13 protein-coding genes are annotated in these 13,567 nt (G+C 65.2%); 7 read left to right on the top strand and 6 right to left on the bottom strand.

What is annotated here, in order from left to right:
- The first annotated feature begins 47 nt into the window (after window positions 1-47).
- The 3 genes from AC3IF3_RS12295 to AC3IF3_RS12285 all read left to right on the top strand — a co-directional run bounded on the left by AC3IF3_RS12295 (window position 48) and on the right by AC3IF3_RS12285 (window position 2,226).
- On the top strand, window positions 48-200 hold the full coding sequence (locus AC3IF3_RS12295) for an ABC transporter ATP-binding protein (protein WP_489231287.1): 153 nt from the start codon (window positions 48-50) through the stop codon (window positions 198-200).
- 98 nt (window positions 201-298) lie between these two features.
- Window positions 299-1,198 (top strand): fatty acid desaturase, encoded by a 900-nt coding sequence (locus AC3IF3_RS12290; RefSeq protein ID WP_243969400.1) that lies wholly within the window; start codon window positions 299-301, stop codon window positions 1,196-1,198.
- A complete protein-coding gene (locus AC3IF3_RS12285; protein ID WP_243969398.1) occupies window positions 1,195-2,226 on the top strand; it encodes an alpha/beta fold hydrolase in 1,032 nt (343 codons plus the stop codon). The genes AC3IF3_RS12290 and AC3IF3_RS12285 overlap by 4 nt, the downstream gene beginning before the upstream one ends.
- 267 nt (window positions 2,227-2,493) lie before the next feature.
- Here the strand turns inward: AC3IF3_RS12285 and AC3IF3_RS12280 are convergent, their stop codons facing one another.
- On the bottom strand, window positions 2,494-3,000 hold the full coding sequence (locus tag AC3IF3_RS12280) for a tyrosine-type recombinase/integrase (RefSeq protein ID WP_489231286.1): 507 nt from the start codon (window positions 2,998-3,000) through the stop codon (window positions 2,494-2,496).
- Window positions 3,001-3,612: 612 nt separating this feature from the next.
- Here AC3IF3_RS12280 and AC3IF3_RS12275 point away from each other — a divergent pair.
- A complete protein-coding gene (locus tag AC3IF3_RS12275; RefSeq protein ID WP_489228972.1) occupies window positions 3,613-6,006 on the top strand; it encodes a putative bifunctional diguanylate cyclase/phosphodiesterase in 2,394 nt (797 codons plus the stop codon).
- Window positions 6,007-6,064: 58 nt separating this feature from the next.
- Window positions 6,065-7,738: a methyl-accepting chemotaxis protein gene (locus tag AC3IF3_RS12270; protein WP_489228970.1), complete on the top strand. Its 1,674-nt coding sequence runs from the start codon at window positions 6,065-6,067 to the stop codon at window positions 7,736-7,738.
- A gap of 285 nt (window positions 7,739-8,023) precedes the next feature.
- Here the strand turns inward: AC3IF3_RS12270 and AC3IF3_RS12265 are convergent, their stop codons facing one another.
- From AC3IF3_RS12265 to AC3IF3_RS12250, 4 genes are read right to left on the bottom strand one after another with little or no spacing between them, the layout of a single operon-like run.
- On the bottom strand, window positions 8,024-9,277 hold the full coding sequence (locus tag AC3IF3_RS12265; protein WP_489228969.1) for an MFS transporter: 1,254 nt from the start codon (window positions 9,275-9,277) through the stop codon (window positions 8,024-8,026).
- Window positions 9,274-9,603 carry a hypothetical protein gene (locus tag AC3IF3_RS12260; RefSeq protein ID WP_489216143.1) on the bottom strand — a complete coding sequence of 110 codons (330 nt, stop codon included), beginning with the start codon at window positions 9,601-9,603 and terminating at the stop codon, window positions 9,274-9,276. The genes AC3IF3_RS12265 and AC3IF3_RS12260 overlap by 4 nt, the downstream gene beginning before the upstream one ends.
- Window position 9,604: 1 nt before the next feature.
- On the bottom strand, window positions 9,605-10,168 hold the full coding sequence (locus AC3IF3_RS12255; protein WP_489228967.1) for an isochorismatase family protein: 564 nt from the start codon (window positions 10,166-10,168) through the stop codon (window positions 9,605-9,607).
- Between the two features lie 47 nt (window positions 10,169-10,215).
- Window positions 10,216-10,668 (bottom strand): MarR family winged helix-turn-helix transcriptional regulator, encoded by a 453-nt coding sequence (locus tag AC3IF3_RS12250; RefSeq protein WP_489216141.1) that lies wholly within the window; start codon window positions 10,666-10,668, stop codon window positions 10,216-10,218.
- Window positions 10,669-11,158: 490 nt separating this feature from the next.
- On the opposite strand from AC3IF3_RS12250, the gene AC3IF3_RS12245 reads away from it, so the two are divergent.
- Together AC3IF3_RS12245 and AC3IF3_RS12240 are read left to right on the top strand one after the other, a co-directional pair.
- Window positions 11,159-11,575 carry a DUF1761 domain-containing protein gene (locus AC3IF3_RS12245; protein ID WP_489228965.1) on the top strand — a complete coding sequence of 139 codons (417 nt, stop codon included), beginning with the start codon at window positions 11,159-11,161 and terminating at the stop codon, window positions 11,573-11,575.
- 25 nt (window positions 11,576-11,600) lie between these two features.
- Window positions 11,601-12,311 carry a helix-turn-helix transcriptional regulator gene (locus AC3IF3_RS12240; RefSeq protein ID WP_489216138.1) on the top strand — a complete coding sequence of 237 codons (711 nt, stop codon included), beginning with the start codon at window positions 11,601-11,603 and terminating at the stop codon, window positions 12,309-12,311.
- 371 nt (window positions 12,312-12,682) lie between these two features.
- Here the strand turns inward: AC3IF3_RS12240 and AC3IF3_RS12235 are convergent, their stop codons facing one another.
- On the bottom strand, window positions 12,683-13,537 hold the full coding sequence (locus tag AC3IF3_RS12235) for a helix-turn-helix transcriptional regulator (RefSeq protein WP_489228963.1): 855 nt from the start codon (window positions 13,535-13,537) through the stop codon (window positions 12,683-12,685).
- Window positions 13,538-13,567 lie beyond the last annotated feature (30 nt).

Below are 13,567 nucleotides of genomic sequence, written 5' to 3'. Positions count from 1 at the left end.
CTTACATCGAGCGATCACCGCTTTGGTTCGCCGATCGGGTCGCGGTGATGCAGCAGGGCCGGATCGTCGAGACGGGTCCAGCCGCTGCGATCTTCGCCGCGCCCGAGCACCCCTACACCCGCGGCCTCGTGGCCGCGATGCCGGGCCGCAGCCTGTTCTGCGGGCTCGACGCGTCGGCGCCCGAGGCGCTGACCGCCTGAGCGTGTCCGCCGGTTCAGCAACAAGGGCCGGCGGCACCGGCACGGATGATGCAGCAGCCGTGTGTCTTTCGAGGCGCCTGCAACTCTCGGGGAGATCCATGGCTTCGGCGAGCGGACGGATTCTGACGGGCGCGGAGGTGAAGGCGCTGTCGCAGCGCTCAGACCTGCGCGGTGCGATGCGCCTCGGCGCGCATGTCCTGATGTTGGCCGGCTTCGGCTGGCTGGTCTGGCGCTCCGGACCGTGGACGCTGCTGCCCGCCATGATGCTGCTAGGCATCGTGCAATCGGCGCTGTTCGCGCCGATCCACGAGACCATCCACCTGACCGCGTTCCGCTCGCGCCGGGCCAACGCCGTCGCCGGCTGGCTGGTCGCTTGCCCGTCGCTCCTGAACTGGCACTTCTACACGGCCTTCCACCTCGCCCACCACCGCCACACGCAGGATCCCGAGCACGATCCCGAACTCGCGTTGCTGCCACCTTCAACCCTCGACGCCTATGTCTGGCGCGTGATGGCACTGCCCTACTGGCGCACCCGCCTCCAAGTGGCTGCAGCCGGCCTGCGCGGCGACCTCTCGGCTTACCCGTTCATCACGGAGCGCGCCGCGCCGCGTATCATCCGGTCGCTCAGAGTGATGTGCGCTGTCCTGCTCGGCGTCTCGGTTCTCGGTATGGTGCTGATCGGCTGGTGGGCGCCCCTGGTGTTCTGGATCGGGCCTCAGCTCCTCGGGCAGCCGTTCCTGCGGCTCTACCTGCTCACCGAGCACACGCTCTGCACGATGGACGACAACGGTCTGACCAACACCCGCACGACCTTGACCAACAGCCTGATGCGTCTGCTCATGTGGAACATGCCGTTCCACACCGAGCACCACCTCTACCCGTCGATCCCGTTCCATCGCCTGCCGGACGCCCACGCGGCGATGCGTGAGCGGCTCGTCGTGCTCCAGCGCGGCTACGCGAAATGGCATGTCGGCTTCGTCCGGACGCTGCGCCCGTGACCGGATGGCCGACAAGCACCGGTACCTTCGCGCTCGGTGACCTGCCGCTTCAGTCGGGCGCCGTGCTGCCGGGTGCGCATCTGCGCTGGAAGACGCACGGGACCCTCTCGTCCGAGCGCGACAACGTCGTGCTCTATCCGACGAGCTACGCGGCCCAGCACCCCGACCTCGAATGGCTGATCGGCCCGGACGGCGTGCTCGATCCGGGCCGCTGGTTCATCGTCATCCCGGACATGTTCGGCAACGGCCTGTCGTCGAGCCCGTCGAACACGCCGGACTGGCCCGGCCTCGTCACCGCCTGGGACAACGTCCACGCTCAGCGCCGCCTGCTCGCAGAGACCTGGGGCATCGAACACCTGCACGCGGTCTACGGCTGGTCCATGGGAGCGCAGCAGGCCTATCACTGGGCGGCTTTGTTTCCCGAGCAGATCGCCCGGGCGGTGATCAACTGCGGCAGCGCCCGGACCGCCACACACAACCGCGTGTTCCTGAAGGGTTTGATGGCGGTGCTGGAGGCCGCGCCGGAGCATCGCGGCGCCGGCCGCTTCTCGGCCGAGCCCGCCGCCGCGCTCCGGGCCTTCGGACGCATCTACGCGGGCTGGGCGCTCAGCCAGGACTTCTACCGGGCCGACCTGCACCGCACCGCCCTCGGCGCCCCGGACCTCGACACCTTCCTGTGCACCGACTGGGAGGAGCGCTTCGCTCGCCGCCCGGCGGCCGACCTGTACGCGCAGCTCCGCACCTGGGAGGCGGGCGACATCAGCCGCGCCCCGCGCTTCGGCGGCGACCTCGCACGGGCGCTGGGTGCGATCACGGCCCGCCTGCTGCTGATGCCGGGCGAGACCGATCTCTACTTCCGCATCGCCGACAACGCCGCCGAGCTGCCGCACCTGCGCGAGGCCGTCCTGCGGCCGATCCCGAGCGTCTGGGGCCATCGCGCCGGCAATCCCGCGGCCAACGCGGCCGACGCCGCCTTTCTCCGCGACACCGTGCGGGCCTTCCTCGAGGCTGACGCGATAAACCCCTGATCGGTGCGGCTTGCGCCCAAGATCCGCGCCAAATCTCGAGCATCAATTGCAAACGGGTTCGGCGCCCGGGCGAAGCAGAGAAGTCACATCATCGCGTCAACCCCGTATCGCAGGCGAGACGGCGCTCGGCCTTGCCCCATGTCCGCTTCGGAGATGCTGCCGATGGCAGTCGGATGACCGAGATGGGCGCTTTTCTGCCGGGCTGCTCTGAAAGCCCCTCGACACTGAAGCCGAGGGGCCGAACGCTCAAATCTTCGTGCCTTCGGCTTAGGTCAAGGCATCTTCGACGTCGACACCGAGGTACCTGACCGTGCTCTCGATCTTGGTGTGACCGAGCAAGATCTGGACGGCACGCAGGTTGCCCGTCCGCTTGTAGAGCAACGACGCCTTCGTGCGACGCAGGGAATGGGTTCCGTAGTCCTTGCTGCGCAGCCCGATGCCCGTGACCCACTCATCGACCAGGCGAGCATACTGCCGGGTGCTGATGTGCGTGACGCCGTCGAGCCGGCTCGGAAAAGCATAGTCCTCGAGCGTTCCACCCCTGGCCTCTAGCCATGCGAGGATGCTGGTACGTGCAGGTTCGAGCAATTCGAACTGCACTGGTCGACCGGTCTTGCGTTGGATGACGATGGCGCGGCTACGGACGCGATTGCCGCTGACGAGCTCGCCGATCTTAAGCTTGACGATGTCGCAGCCGCGCAGCTTGCTCTCGATGGCAAGGTCGAACATTGCCCGGTCGCGCGTGCGCCGTTCGCGGTCGAGCCAGAATCGGATGGCCTAGACCTGCTGAGGTTTAAGGGCTCGTTTGGCGCCGAGCTTGCGGCCCGCGTTCCAGGCCGGCCGCCCTTTCGTGGCCGGATCGTGTGCTGAGTGTCCCATCGTCTGTCTCCTCGCCGGCTCATGCCGACGAGGCGAGGAGACACCCGAACCAAAGCTATGAAGATGGGGACACATGCGGACGTTCCGCTGGCGACCCATCTCCAACAAACAGTCGATGATCGGTTCTCCCCTCAAGCGGACATAACTCGGCTTTTTCCTGGAGCCGCCTAACTCGCGAAGCATTGCCCGGTCCCATTGCTTCGGTAGCCGTGAGGAAAACCGACCGGCGGGCATCCGCACGGTTGCCAACATCGCTCGCCCGGATGGTGTGTCCCAACAAGGTACGGTCTGCGACGGGTTGTAAGTCGGAAGAATGCGGGAGGGCGGGAACGCGGCGCGTCTCCCTTTCGCAGCTGGTCAAATCGTCGCGATAACAAATCCGTCATCACAAAAGGTGCTCAAGACGACCCGGTCTAAAACTATCTTGATACATATAAATTTAATAAGAGCCGCGTACTTCCCCAGACAAAGGGACATGCTGATCCTTCAGTTGGAACAGTCAGACTGATGCGGACATTCCGAGCCGAAGCACCGCAAGGCGGGCCGCTTCCCGATCAAGCGCTCGACACGCACCTGCCTGCCGACGAGCTGAAGCTGGGTCGCATCCGAGCTCGGCGACACGAGGCTATCGATCAGCTCGTGCCCGCGATGATGCTGGCCAACATCGCCTGTGTCGTCCCGCTCACGCTGCTGCTCTGGCGGGCTCAACCCGTCGTGATGCTCTCGTGGTGTGCGATCATCGTTGCCCTTTGCACGGCGCGGTTGATCACGGCGATCCGAACCAACAAGCAGTCGTCACGTCTTTATGCCTCGCTTCGTTTCGATCGAAAGCGTGTACGGCAGGCGGCCGTCATGGCCCTGCTCTTCGCCAGCGTGCCCGCTTGGCTGCTGTCGCGAACGACGGGAGCCGAAGCCACCTGCGTCGTCTGCTTCGTCACTGGTTTGCTGTGGGCAGGCGGCCTCATTCTCGCGCCCGTGCTACCGGCTGCGATCACCTACGTCGGCTTGGTCGGCGGACTCACCATCGCAGGCTTCCTCGCCTCCGGGGGCAACGCCTACACGCTGTATCTGACTTTGCTGTTTGTCGCCGGAGGCGTCACGGTTTTAGGCACTGCAAGGCGTCAGTCTGCACTATTTACCGCCAACCAACGGCAGCAGGCCGAGTTGGAGGAACAAGGCGCCACAATCGGTGTATTGCTGAAGGACTACGAAGATCAAACGAGCGACTGGCTTTGGGAAACCGACGCCAAGCTGCGGTATCGGAATTTGAGTCAGCGCTTTGTCGAGGCGCTCGACCGGCCCGTCGAGCTTATGCAGGGCACGGCTCTGGATCAGCTCATGGCGGACGATGGTGTCGCCGGGAACGCTGACGCGAGACGGGCGCTTGTGGAGCACATCACTGCACGCTCGGCGTTTCGCGATGTCGTCATACCGTTCACCATCGCCGGCACTCCGCGATGGTGGTCGCTCTCGGGCCGGCCGTTCCACGACGGGCAGGGGGCGTTTTCGGGGTATCGCGGCGTCTGTGCCGACATCACCTTGGCCAAGCAGGCCGAAGCGCGTCTCGCCTATCTCGCGCATCACGATGCCCTCACCGATCTGTCGAACCGCACGCTCTTCTGCGACAGCCTCGATCGCCTCCTTCAACACGGCCGCGGGGGCTTTGCGGTGCTCAGCCTGGATCTGGACGGCTTCAAGGGCGTGAACGATCGCTACGGCCATCCCTCCGGCGACGAATTGTTGAAGGCAGTCGCGCAACGCCTGCGTACCGTGACCGGGGTGGACGATCATATCGCCCGCTTGGGCGGCGACGAGTTCGTGATCTTGGTCGCTAAAAGAGAACGTCAGCAGGAAGTCGAGGCGCTCGCGCAGAACGTCATCCGCGCGCTGGGCTCGTCATTTTCGGTCGCCGGCGACGAGGTGACGATCGGCGTCAGCATCGGTGTCGCCTTCGCCCCGACGGACGGAGAGACGGCCTCCGCGCTGATCAAGAACGCCGATGCCGCGCTCTACCGGGCCAAGGATGAAGGGCGCGGCACCTTCCGCTTCTACGAGATGGAGATGGATCGTCGTCTGCAGGAGCGGCACCGTCTCGTGCAGGATCTGCGCTCGGCGCTGACGCGCGAAGAGCTCGTGCTGCATTACCAGCCCTACATTTGCGCGCGGACCGGGCGTGTCAGCGGCTGCGAAGCGCTACTGCGGTGGCATCATCCGGAGCGGGGTATGATCGCGCCGGCGGACTTCATCCCGGCAGCTGAGCAGAGTGGCCTCATCGTGCCCATCGGAGCCTGGATCCTCGGTGAGGCCTGTCGGGCGGCGGTACGCTGGCCTGCGGATCGCCGCGTATCGGTCAACATTTCCCCCGTGCAATTCCGCGATCGGGAATTGCCGCGGACAATCCTGGCGGCGCTGACCGCCGCGGGATTGTCACCGTCGCGTCTCGAGATCGAAGTGACGGAAACCGTCCTGATTGACGACGTCACAGTCGCGCTCGATACCTTGCGACAGATCCGGGCCCTGGGTGTCCGCGTGGCGCTCGACGATTTCGGCACCGGATACTCGTCGCTTAGTTATCTGCGCATGTTCCCGTTCGACAAGATCAAGATCGATCGCTCGTTTGTTCAAGAACTGACGACGCGGCGGGACAATCAGGTCATCGTACAGGCGATCCGCGAGATGGCCCGAGGGCTCGGCATGTCCGTGACGGCGGAGGGTGTCGAGACGAGCGAGCAGGCTGAACGACTGCGACAATGCGGCTGCGAAGAGCTCCAGGGTTACTACTATAGCCGCCCAAAGCCAGCGGGCGACCTTCAATTCGAAAAAATTTCGATGCCAATGCTTGAGATGATATCGTCTAAAAGCTTAGGTGCTCTGCCTCTATACCATGTAGCCAGTCGATGACGGCTAGTTGTGCTGCCCTGTCGGCGGCTTCGGGTGCCGGTGCTTGGAAATCTGCCTCATGAAAATGACGATCAAACTGCGGCTCATCGCATTGCTCGGCGGCCTCGGCCTGGTCTTGCTTGCAACGGCCGCACTAGGAAATCTTGCGCTTCATTGGAGTCATCAGAGCCTGAAGACTGTCTTTGACGATCGTGTCGTCTGCCTTCGGCAATTCAGTGTCATCCGTGACGCCTACGATGACCTGATCGATACCTCGCGCATGCTGCGCAGCAAGCAGATCGAGCCGGCTCAGGCGAGGGACAGGATCGATCGTGACATGTCGAAGCTCCACACGGAGTGGTCGGCCTATCTGGCGACTTTCCTAACCCCGGAGGAGGAGGTCCTCGCCAAGGACCTGCAAGGGCGCATCAATCGGAACGATGTGATCGTCACCGAGATCCTCCAGCGCGTCGCCGCCGGTGCCGCTTCGAATTTCGACGCTACGCACACGGATCTTTTGAAGAGCATGCAGGTTACCACCGCGACACTGAGCAAGCTGACCGCGTTGCAGGTCCGGGAAGCCGAGGCCGAATACCAGCGCTCCGAAGCGACTGCCGGCTGGTCGCGCCTCGCGTTCTTGACCGCGCTCGTCGTCGCCGCGCTCAGCATCGCCTACGGCGTGTACGTGATCATCCTGCAGGTCGCCCGCCCGCTGGGCAACCTCGTCGCCGTGCTGCAGCGGATGGCCCAGGGTGAAGTCGACGCCGAAATCCGCGACGCAAGCCGCGGCGACGAGATCGGCGCAGTGGGTAAGGCGGTCGAGGGCATCAAGGCCATGGTCGCCAGCAAGGCCGCCGAAGAGGCCGAGGTCAAGCGCCGCGCCGATGAGGCCGCCGCCGCTGAACGCCGCCGCACCATGATCGAGCTCGCCGATGGCTTCGAGCGCGCCGTCGGCGGCATCGTCGGCCTTGTCTCTTCCTCTGCCACCGAGCTCCAGGCGACCGCTCAGCAGATGACCGCGACCGCCCAGGAGACGGCGCGTCAGTCGATGACCGTGGCCGCCGCTGCCGAAGAGGCGTCGACCAACGTCAACACAGTCGCAGCTGCTGCCGAGGAACTCAGCTCGTCGGTGCAGGAGATCAGCCGGCAGGTGACCGGCTCGGCCCATCTTGCGCAGGCCGCAGTGGGCGAGGCAGACCAGAGCGCCCATCTCGTCCAGGCTCTCAGCCATAACGCTGCCCGGATCGGCGACATGGTCGGGATGATCTCGAGCATTGCCGGCCAGACCAACCTCTTGGCGCTCAACGCCACGATCGAGGCGGCGCGGGCCGGCGAAGCCGGTCGTGGCTTTGCGGTAGTCGCCGCGGAGGTAAAGGCTCTGGCCGAGCAGACGGCCAAGGCAACCGCGGAGATCTCTGCTCAGATTTCTCAGATTCAGGGCTCAACCGGCCAAGCGGTAACGGCGATCGGCGGGATCACGGGGCGGATCCGGGAAATCGACAGCGTGGCGACGTCGATCGCGGCTGCGGTCGAACAGCAGGGCGCGGCAACGCAGGAGATCGTGCGCAACGTAGGGCAGGCCTCGGCGGGGACGAACGAGGTGACGGCCAACATCGCCGGCGTGGCGCAGGCCTCGGAGGAAACTGGGGCCGCCGCCACGCAACTGCTCGGTGCAGCCTCGGAACTCTCGCGTCAGTCCGAGCACCTCACCGCCGAAGTCGACCGCTTCCTCGCAACCGTGCGCGCCGCGTAGCGATAAGATCGCACGCTGCACTGTGAAGCGTCCGCTTTTCGGTTTGTTGGACCGAGAAGCGGACAGGCAGGAAATAACCCTCAGCCGCCATTCGGCTTCCGACCCACAGCAGCCGCCCGGATCGCCTTCGGCGCTTCCCGAAAGCAGCCATTGGCCCGATGTCCGAGAGCGGACCTCAAACTCCTTACCCATCTGGTCATTCGCAGAATACAGCGATTGGCCCGCTTGGGCGTTTCAACCATGATTAGATTGCACCAAGTAAAGTTTCTGTTCTTGCTCAGGATTTCATCGCGAGCCTCCTCGCTGACCGAGGCGGATCGCCCTTAACCTACGCCGTTCTCCCCTCAAGAAATAACCTCCCACAATCACCGCCGCGAAGCCGGACATGGCGCCGACGCTGAGTGCCCAACGCGGTCCGAGATGGTCGGCGATCCGGCCGACGATCGGCGCTCCGATGGGAGTGCCACCAAGAGCGACGCCGACGCGCAGCGCCATCACACGGCCACGCATAGCGGGCTCGGTCGACAGCTGCATCAGGCTGTTACTGGTATTGGTGAAGGTCAGGGCCGCCACGCCAGTTAGGGCGAGAGCGGCCGCGAACGTGTAAGTGCCCGGGGAGATGGCTGCCAGCGCGCACCCTAATCCGAACAAGGCGCCCCCGATCAGCAAGGTCTCGAAGGTCGGGCGCTCCCGCCCGGCACTCAGGAGCGCACCGGCCACCGTTCCCACCGCCATGCTTGCCGACAGCAGACCGTATCCACGGGCATCGGCGTTGAAGACTCCGACGGCCATGGTGGAGATGAAGATCGGGAAGTTCAGCCCGAAGGTGCCAATCAGGAACAGCATGATCAGGATGATCTTGAGGTCGGCCCTAGACAACACATAGCGGAAGCCCTCGGCGATGCTGCCGCGCCGATTTGCTCTCTCACGCCTGTGGAGTTCGCCGACGCGCAGCAGACACAAGGATGCCAGCACCGCAACGAAGGAGGCGCCGTTGATCAGGAAGGCCCATCCAGTCCCGACCGCAGCGATGACAAGTCCGGACACGGCCGGGCCGATCATTCGGGCGGCGTTGAACGAGGTCGAGTTCAGCGCGACAGCATTGGCGAGGTTCGCGTCTCCCACCAGTTCGCCCACGAAGATCTGCCGCACGGGCGCGTCGAAGGCCGCCGCGCTACCGAACAGCGCCGCGAAGACGTAGACGTGCCAGAGCTGCACGATCCCGCTGACGGTGAGGACACCGAGTGCAAGAGCCAGTGTGCCCATCGCGGCCTGGGTTGCTATCAGGAGCCTGCGCTGGTCGAGATGGTCGGCGGCGTAACCGGTCCAAGGCGACAGGAGAAGCTGCGGCCCGAACTGTAGCGCCATAACGGTGCCGACCGCCGAGGCGCTGTGATCGGTGAGCACGGTGAGCACCAGCCAGTCCTGAGCGGTGCGCTGCACCCAGGTTCCGACGTTGGACACGAAGGCACCCGCGACCCAAACCCGATAGTTGAAGCTGGTCAGCGATCGGAAGACGCCACGAGCCGGAGCGTTCACGAGCGCTCCGGCAGGTTTCCGCCATGGAAGCGTCCGAAGTGCCGCGCAAGCGGAACGCCGATCAGGAGCATGCCGAGCCCGAGCGCCGCGACGTGGCAGATGTTCCGCGGGTCGAAGTCGCCGACCTGGGCCACGAGCAGGTAGCCGACCGCCAGATTGGCGAAGCCCCAGAGCACGTTCACGGTCGCCGAGGAGAGGCCCTCACCACGCGGCGTGGCGAACGGACTCTGGAACGGCCTACCCATCAGGCCGCTGACGGCGTGCGGGACCGCATTCGCCAGGAAGGCGCCCCCAAGAAGGTAGGACGCGAGTGGGAGCGAGGGCATCTTAACCCCTCTCGTTCAGCAGGGCGATGACTGCATCAGTGGAGCCGGTCTCCCCAAGCCTCGGGAAGACGCTCCGCACGCTGTGGTCGTGCGCGTCCGGGCGCCGGTCGGTCATGGCGTCGATCGCGAGCGTGACGTTGAACCCGAGTTCGTAAGCCTGCCTAGCGGTGGACTCGACCCCCGATCCGGTGGCGACACCGGTAATCACCACCTGCGTCACGCCCGACGACCTCAAACGCTTCTCCAGGTCGGTGGAAGCGAATGCGCCCTGGCTTCGCTTGGTGACGACGATGTCGTCGGGCTGCCGGTCGAGTTCCGGAAGGAGGTCGGCGAAGTCCTCGGGAAGCGTGCTCGTATCGAGCTTCGGCTGCTCCGTCCGACCCGGCGGAACGTCGGTGACGTTGACGAGGACGACGGGAAGGCCGCGGGCGCGAAAGGCTTCCACCAAGCGGCAATTCCGCTCCACGACCGTCTCCATAGAGGGCGCTGGGGGCGAACCGACGGTACCTTTTTGCAGGTCGACGACGACGAGTGCTGTGTTTGGATCGAGCGTGGTCAACGCCATGGGCGTGGTCCTTCGATTAGGTTCACTGGCCGGATCGGGAGTGCGGCTTAGGCGTCGACGAGGCGCCGGAGCAGGATGAGCGCCGCCGCGAGCTGCTCCTGCTCTTGTGGCGAGAGGTGGCCCTGAATGGTGCGCGACAGCCAATCCTGCCGCGCTGCCCGACCATCGCGGAGCCACTGCCGGCAGTGCTCCGTCAGCGACAGGATCGTCTGACGTCCGTCCTTCGGGTCAGGCACGCCGCTCACCAGTCCACCGGTTTCGAGTGCCACGATCACGCTCCCCATGGATTGTGGGCGCATGCCCTCCGCTCGGGCGAGTGCCGATGTCGTAGTGGGACCGTCTCGTTCCAGGCGTAGAAGGACGGCGGTCTGCGATGGTGTGAGGTCGCCGGTATGGCCCTGCTCACGCAAGCGGCGCTTCAGTTGGCCAGCCAGGGCACGCAGCTCCTGCGCCAAGGCCGCAGCGCTTACAGACGTTCGCTCAAGGGACAGCTCGCTCATGCCCACGACGCTACATTTATGAAGGCAATCTGTAAAGATTGCCTGCGCTTCATAGGGATAGATGCAAGTGCCGCCCGTCGGCGAAGAGGGGTGAAACATTGCAGGCCATCCCAGCAGTTCCGCGGAGCGGACGACATGATCAGGAGCTGGTCGCAATCAGGTTTCGCGTTCAGGGCCGATCAGAGCGCCAGCAAGCGCACCTTCCGAAGTGCGGAAGAGGGTCGAAAGAGGGCGGAGCGGCCACGTCCGCTTGTCGACCAAAAGCAGACCGGCAGAAGCCCACCCCGAGCCGCCATTCGGCTACCGACCCGACTCGGTCGTGTTGAAAGCTGCCGTGATTGACCAAAAGCGGTCATCGGTCGGCCACCGATCATGGGCGGTTCGGCTTGGGAAACCGGCAGGATGCGCCAACGCTGCTGACAGCACGGTGGCAGCAGCGCCTCGCTATTACGGGGGCCTCGGCAACGGCCGGTGTAAGGAAATAAGCCCCATGATCGAAGCTCTCTCCCACGTGAACTGGCTCGCCGTTGCAGTCGCCAGCGTCGCTCACTTCGCCCTGGGCGCAGTGTGGTTCGTGGGGTTGGTCGGCAAGCACTACCCAGTCGTGCTCGGCATCGCCGACCAGCCGCAGGAAAAGCCCGGCTTGTTGTCCCTCGCCGGTCCCTTCGCGTGCACAGCGCTCACCGTCGCCACCAGCGCCATCCTCCTGCGTGCCCTCGGCCTCACGACTTACGGGGATGCGCTCGGCCTGGGTGCCCTGGTCGGTGTCGGTTATCTTGTTCCAATGACCCTCAACATCGCGATCAATCCGCTGTTTCCGCGCCCTTTCGCGTACACGGCCCTCAACGCCCCCTTCTTTGTGATCGGCAGCTTGATGTCGTGCGCGATCCTGGTGGCACTATCGTAGGACCGCCCGCCATCGGATACGGGCCATGCGCCGCGCCGACCGCCTCTTCGAGATCATCCAGGTGTTGCGCCGTGCGTCCGGCCCGCTCACGGCCGACCGGATCGCCGCCGAACTGGAGACGAGTAAGCGCACCATCTATCGTGACATCGATGCGCTGGTCGCCCAGCGCGTACCAATCCGGGGCGAAGCGGGTGTCGGCTACGTCCTGGAGCGCGGCTTCGACCTGCCGCCGCTCATGCTGACCACGGACGAGGTCGAGGCGGTGGCCCTCGGCGCGCAATGGGTGATCGCCCATGCCGATGCCGGGCTGGCCCGCGCGGCGCTCAGCGTGCTGGCCAAGATCGCCGCGATCGTGCCCGAGGAACTGCGTCCGGTGATCGACGATCCGGCGGTCGGAACACCACCCGCGCGGCATCGGGACGACGACCATATCGACATCGCACGCCTGAGAACGTGGTGCCGTGAAGGACGCAAGCTCGCCATCGGCTACATCGATGAGACTGGAGCGGCGAGCGAACGGGTCATCCGGCCGTTCATGGTCGGCTATGTCGCGACCGTTCGCGTCTTGATGGCGTGGTGCGAGTTGCGGCAGGACTTCCGGGTGTTCTTGACCGACCGACTGGCTGCCATCGCCTTTCTCGACGAACGCTATCCCGAACGTTCCGTGGTCCTGCGTCGGCGCTGGCTGGCGATGAGGCGCGAGAAGCGCGCTGTTCCTCTGTCCTCGGTTCGATGATCCAGTCCTACTTCAAGGATCGCGAGCGGGCGCGATCGCAACGTCCGCTTCGGTTCTTCGTCGTCCGAGAGCAGACGGGCAGAAACCCACCCAACCCAGCCATTCAGGGACGTCCAGCGCGGGACCGGATCTGGCCGAAAGCGGAACGGCCGCTTCGGATGAGACTTGCCAGAAAGGCGGACAAGCTTCTATCGACCCAGTGCGGCCATTCAGGATTTCTTTGTCGATGCTCTGAAGCAAACACGACATCGTTGCACATGATTAGGCCGCCATCCGGGAAGGCGGAGCCCGTCTTCGATGGACGACGGGACGATCTTCACCGACGCGGTCGGCGCTGCTGCGATGTCCAAACGTCGATGCCTACGGCGTAATTACAGCAACGGGTCTGCGCGGGTTTCGTCGCCGGGCCGGGCATCGACCAGCCTGCGGATCTGCTCTCTGACGGACGATACGGTGGGGTTGTAGACGATCAGGCCAAGGTCGGGGCGGCCGTCGACGGCGAAAGAGGAATACTTAAGCTCGATGGCGCCGAGGATCGGGTGCTTCAGCCGCTTCGTCCCCTCGCCGTGATGGTGCACCTCGTTCTCGCGCCATAGCGCCGCGAAGTCTTCGCTTGTCCGGCAGAGTTCCTCGACCAGCGCGCCGACCTCGGACGCCGCGCCGGCGCGGGCGGCGTCCGCGCGGAACGCGGCGACCACGTAGCGTGCCACGCTGTCCCAGTCGTGCTGGATCGCGCGAACCTGACTGGAGCCGAACATGCGGCGAAGGATGTTGCGCTCGCCCGGCGGGACCGTGTCCCAGTCGGTCAGTACGACGGCCGACGCACGGTTCCACGCAACGACGTCCCAGGTGGCGGTCTTGATCAGCGCAGGGCTGGTCTCCAGCGTGTCGAGCAGTCGCTGTAGACGGGGCGTCACGCCCTTGGCGACCGCGTAGCGGACCTCCGGCGGGCGTCCGAGGCCGAGCATGAACACGTGCTCGCGCTCGGCATCGGTCAGCATCAGCCCGGCGGCGATGCGGTTCAGCACGTCCGCGGAGGGCGCACCGCCGCGGCCCTGCTCAAGCCACGTGTACCACGTCGCGCTGATGTTCGAACGCTGGGCGACCTCCTCCCGACGTAGGCCCGGCGTCCGCCTGCGGCCCGCGAACCCGAACGAGGACGGGTCGAGCTTCGCCCGCCGGTCCCGTAGATAGGCGCCGAGGGTGTTCTCCGAGCCGGCCGGCATGGCGATCCTGTGAGAGACTATACCCCGATA

The sequence above is a fragment of the Methylobacterium sp. J-118 genome, from assembly GCF_057836565.1.
Note: the sequence above shows the minus strand (reverse complement) of the source record. Positions and strands in the feature narration are given on the sequence as shown.

Coding starts and splice junctions, on each gene's coding strand:
- AC3IF3_RS12250 (WP_489216141.1), bottom strand. CDS start 10,668: ATGAGCGAGCTGTCCCTTGAGCGAACGTCTGTAAGCGCTGCGGCCTTG.
- AC3IF3_RS12260 (WP_489216143.1), bottom strand. CDS start 9,603: ATGCCCTCGCTCCCACTCGCGTCCTACCTTCTTGGGGGCGCCTTCCTG.
- AC3IF3_RS12270 (WP_489228970.1), top strand. CDS start 6,065: ATGAAAATGACGATCAAACTGCGGCTCATCGCATTGCTCGGCGGCCTC.
- AC3IF3_RS12235 (WP_489228963.1), bottom strand. CDS start 13,537: ATGCCGGCCGGCTCGGAGAACACCCTCGGCGCCTATCTACGGGACCGG.
- AC3IF3_RS12290 (WP_243969400.1), top strand. CDS start 299: ATGGCTTCGGCGAGCGGACGGATTCTGACGGGCGCGGAGGTGAAGGCG.
- AC3IF3_RS12255 (WP_489228967.1), bottom strand. CDS start 10,168: ATGGCGTTGACCACGCTCGATCCAAACACAGCACTCGTCGTCGTCGAC.
- AC3IF3_RS12295 (WP_489231287.1), top strand. CDS start 48: ATGCAGCAGGGCCGGATCGTCGAGACGGGTCCAGCCGCTGCGATCTTC.
- AC3IF3_RS12275 (WP_489228972.1), top strand. CDS start 3,613: ATGCGGACATTCCGAGCCGAAGCACCGCAAGGCGGGCCGCTTCCCGAT.
- AC3IF3_RS12245 (WP_489228965.1), top strand. CDS start 11,159: ATGATCGAAGCTCTCTCCCACGTGAACTGGCTCGCCGTTGCAGTCGCC.
- AC3IF3_RS12240 (WP_489216138.1), top strand. CDS start 11,601: ATGCGCCGCGCCGACCGCCTCTTCGAGATCATCCAGGTGTTGCGCCGT.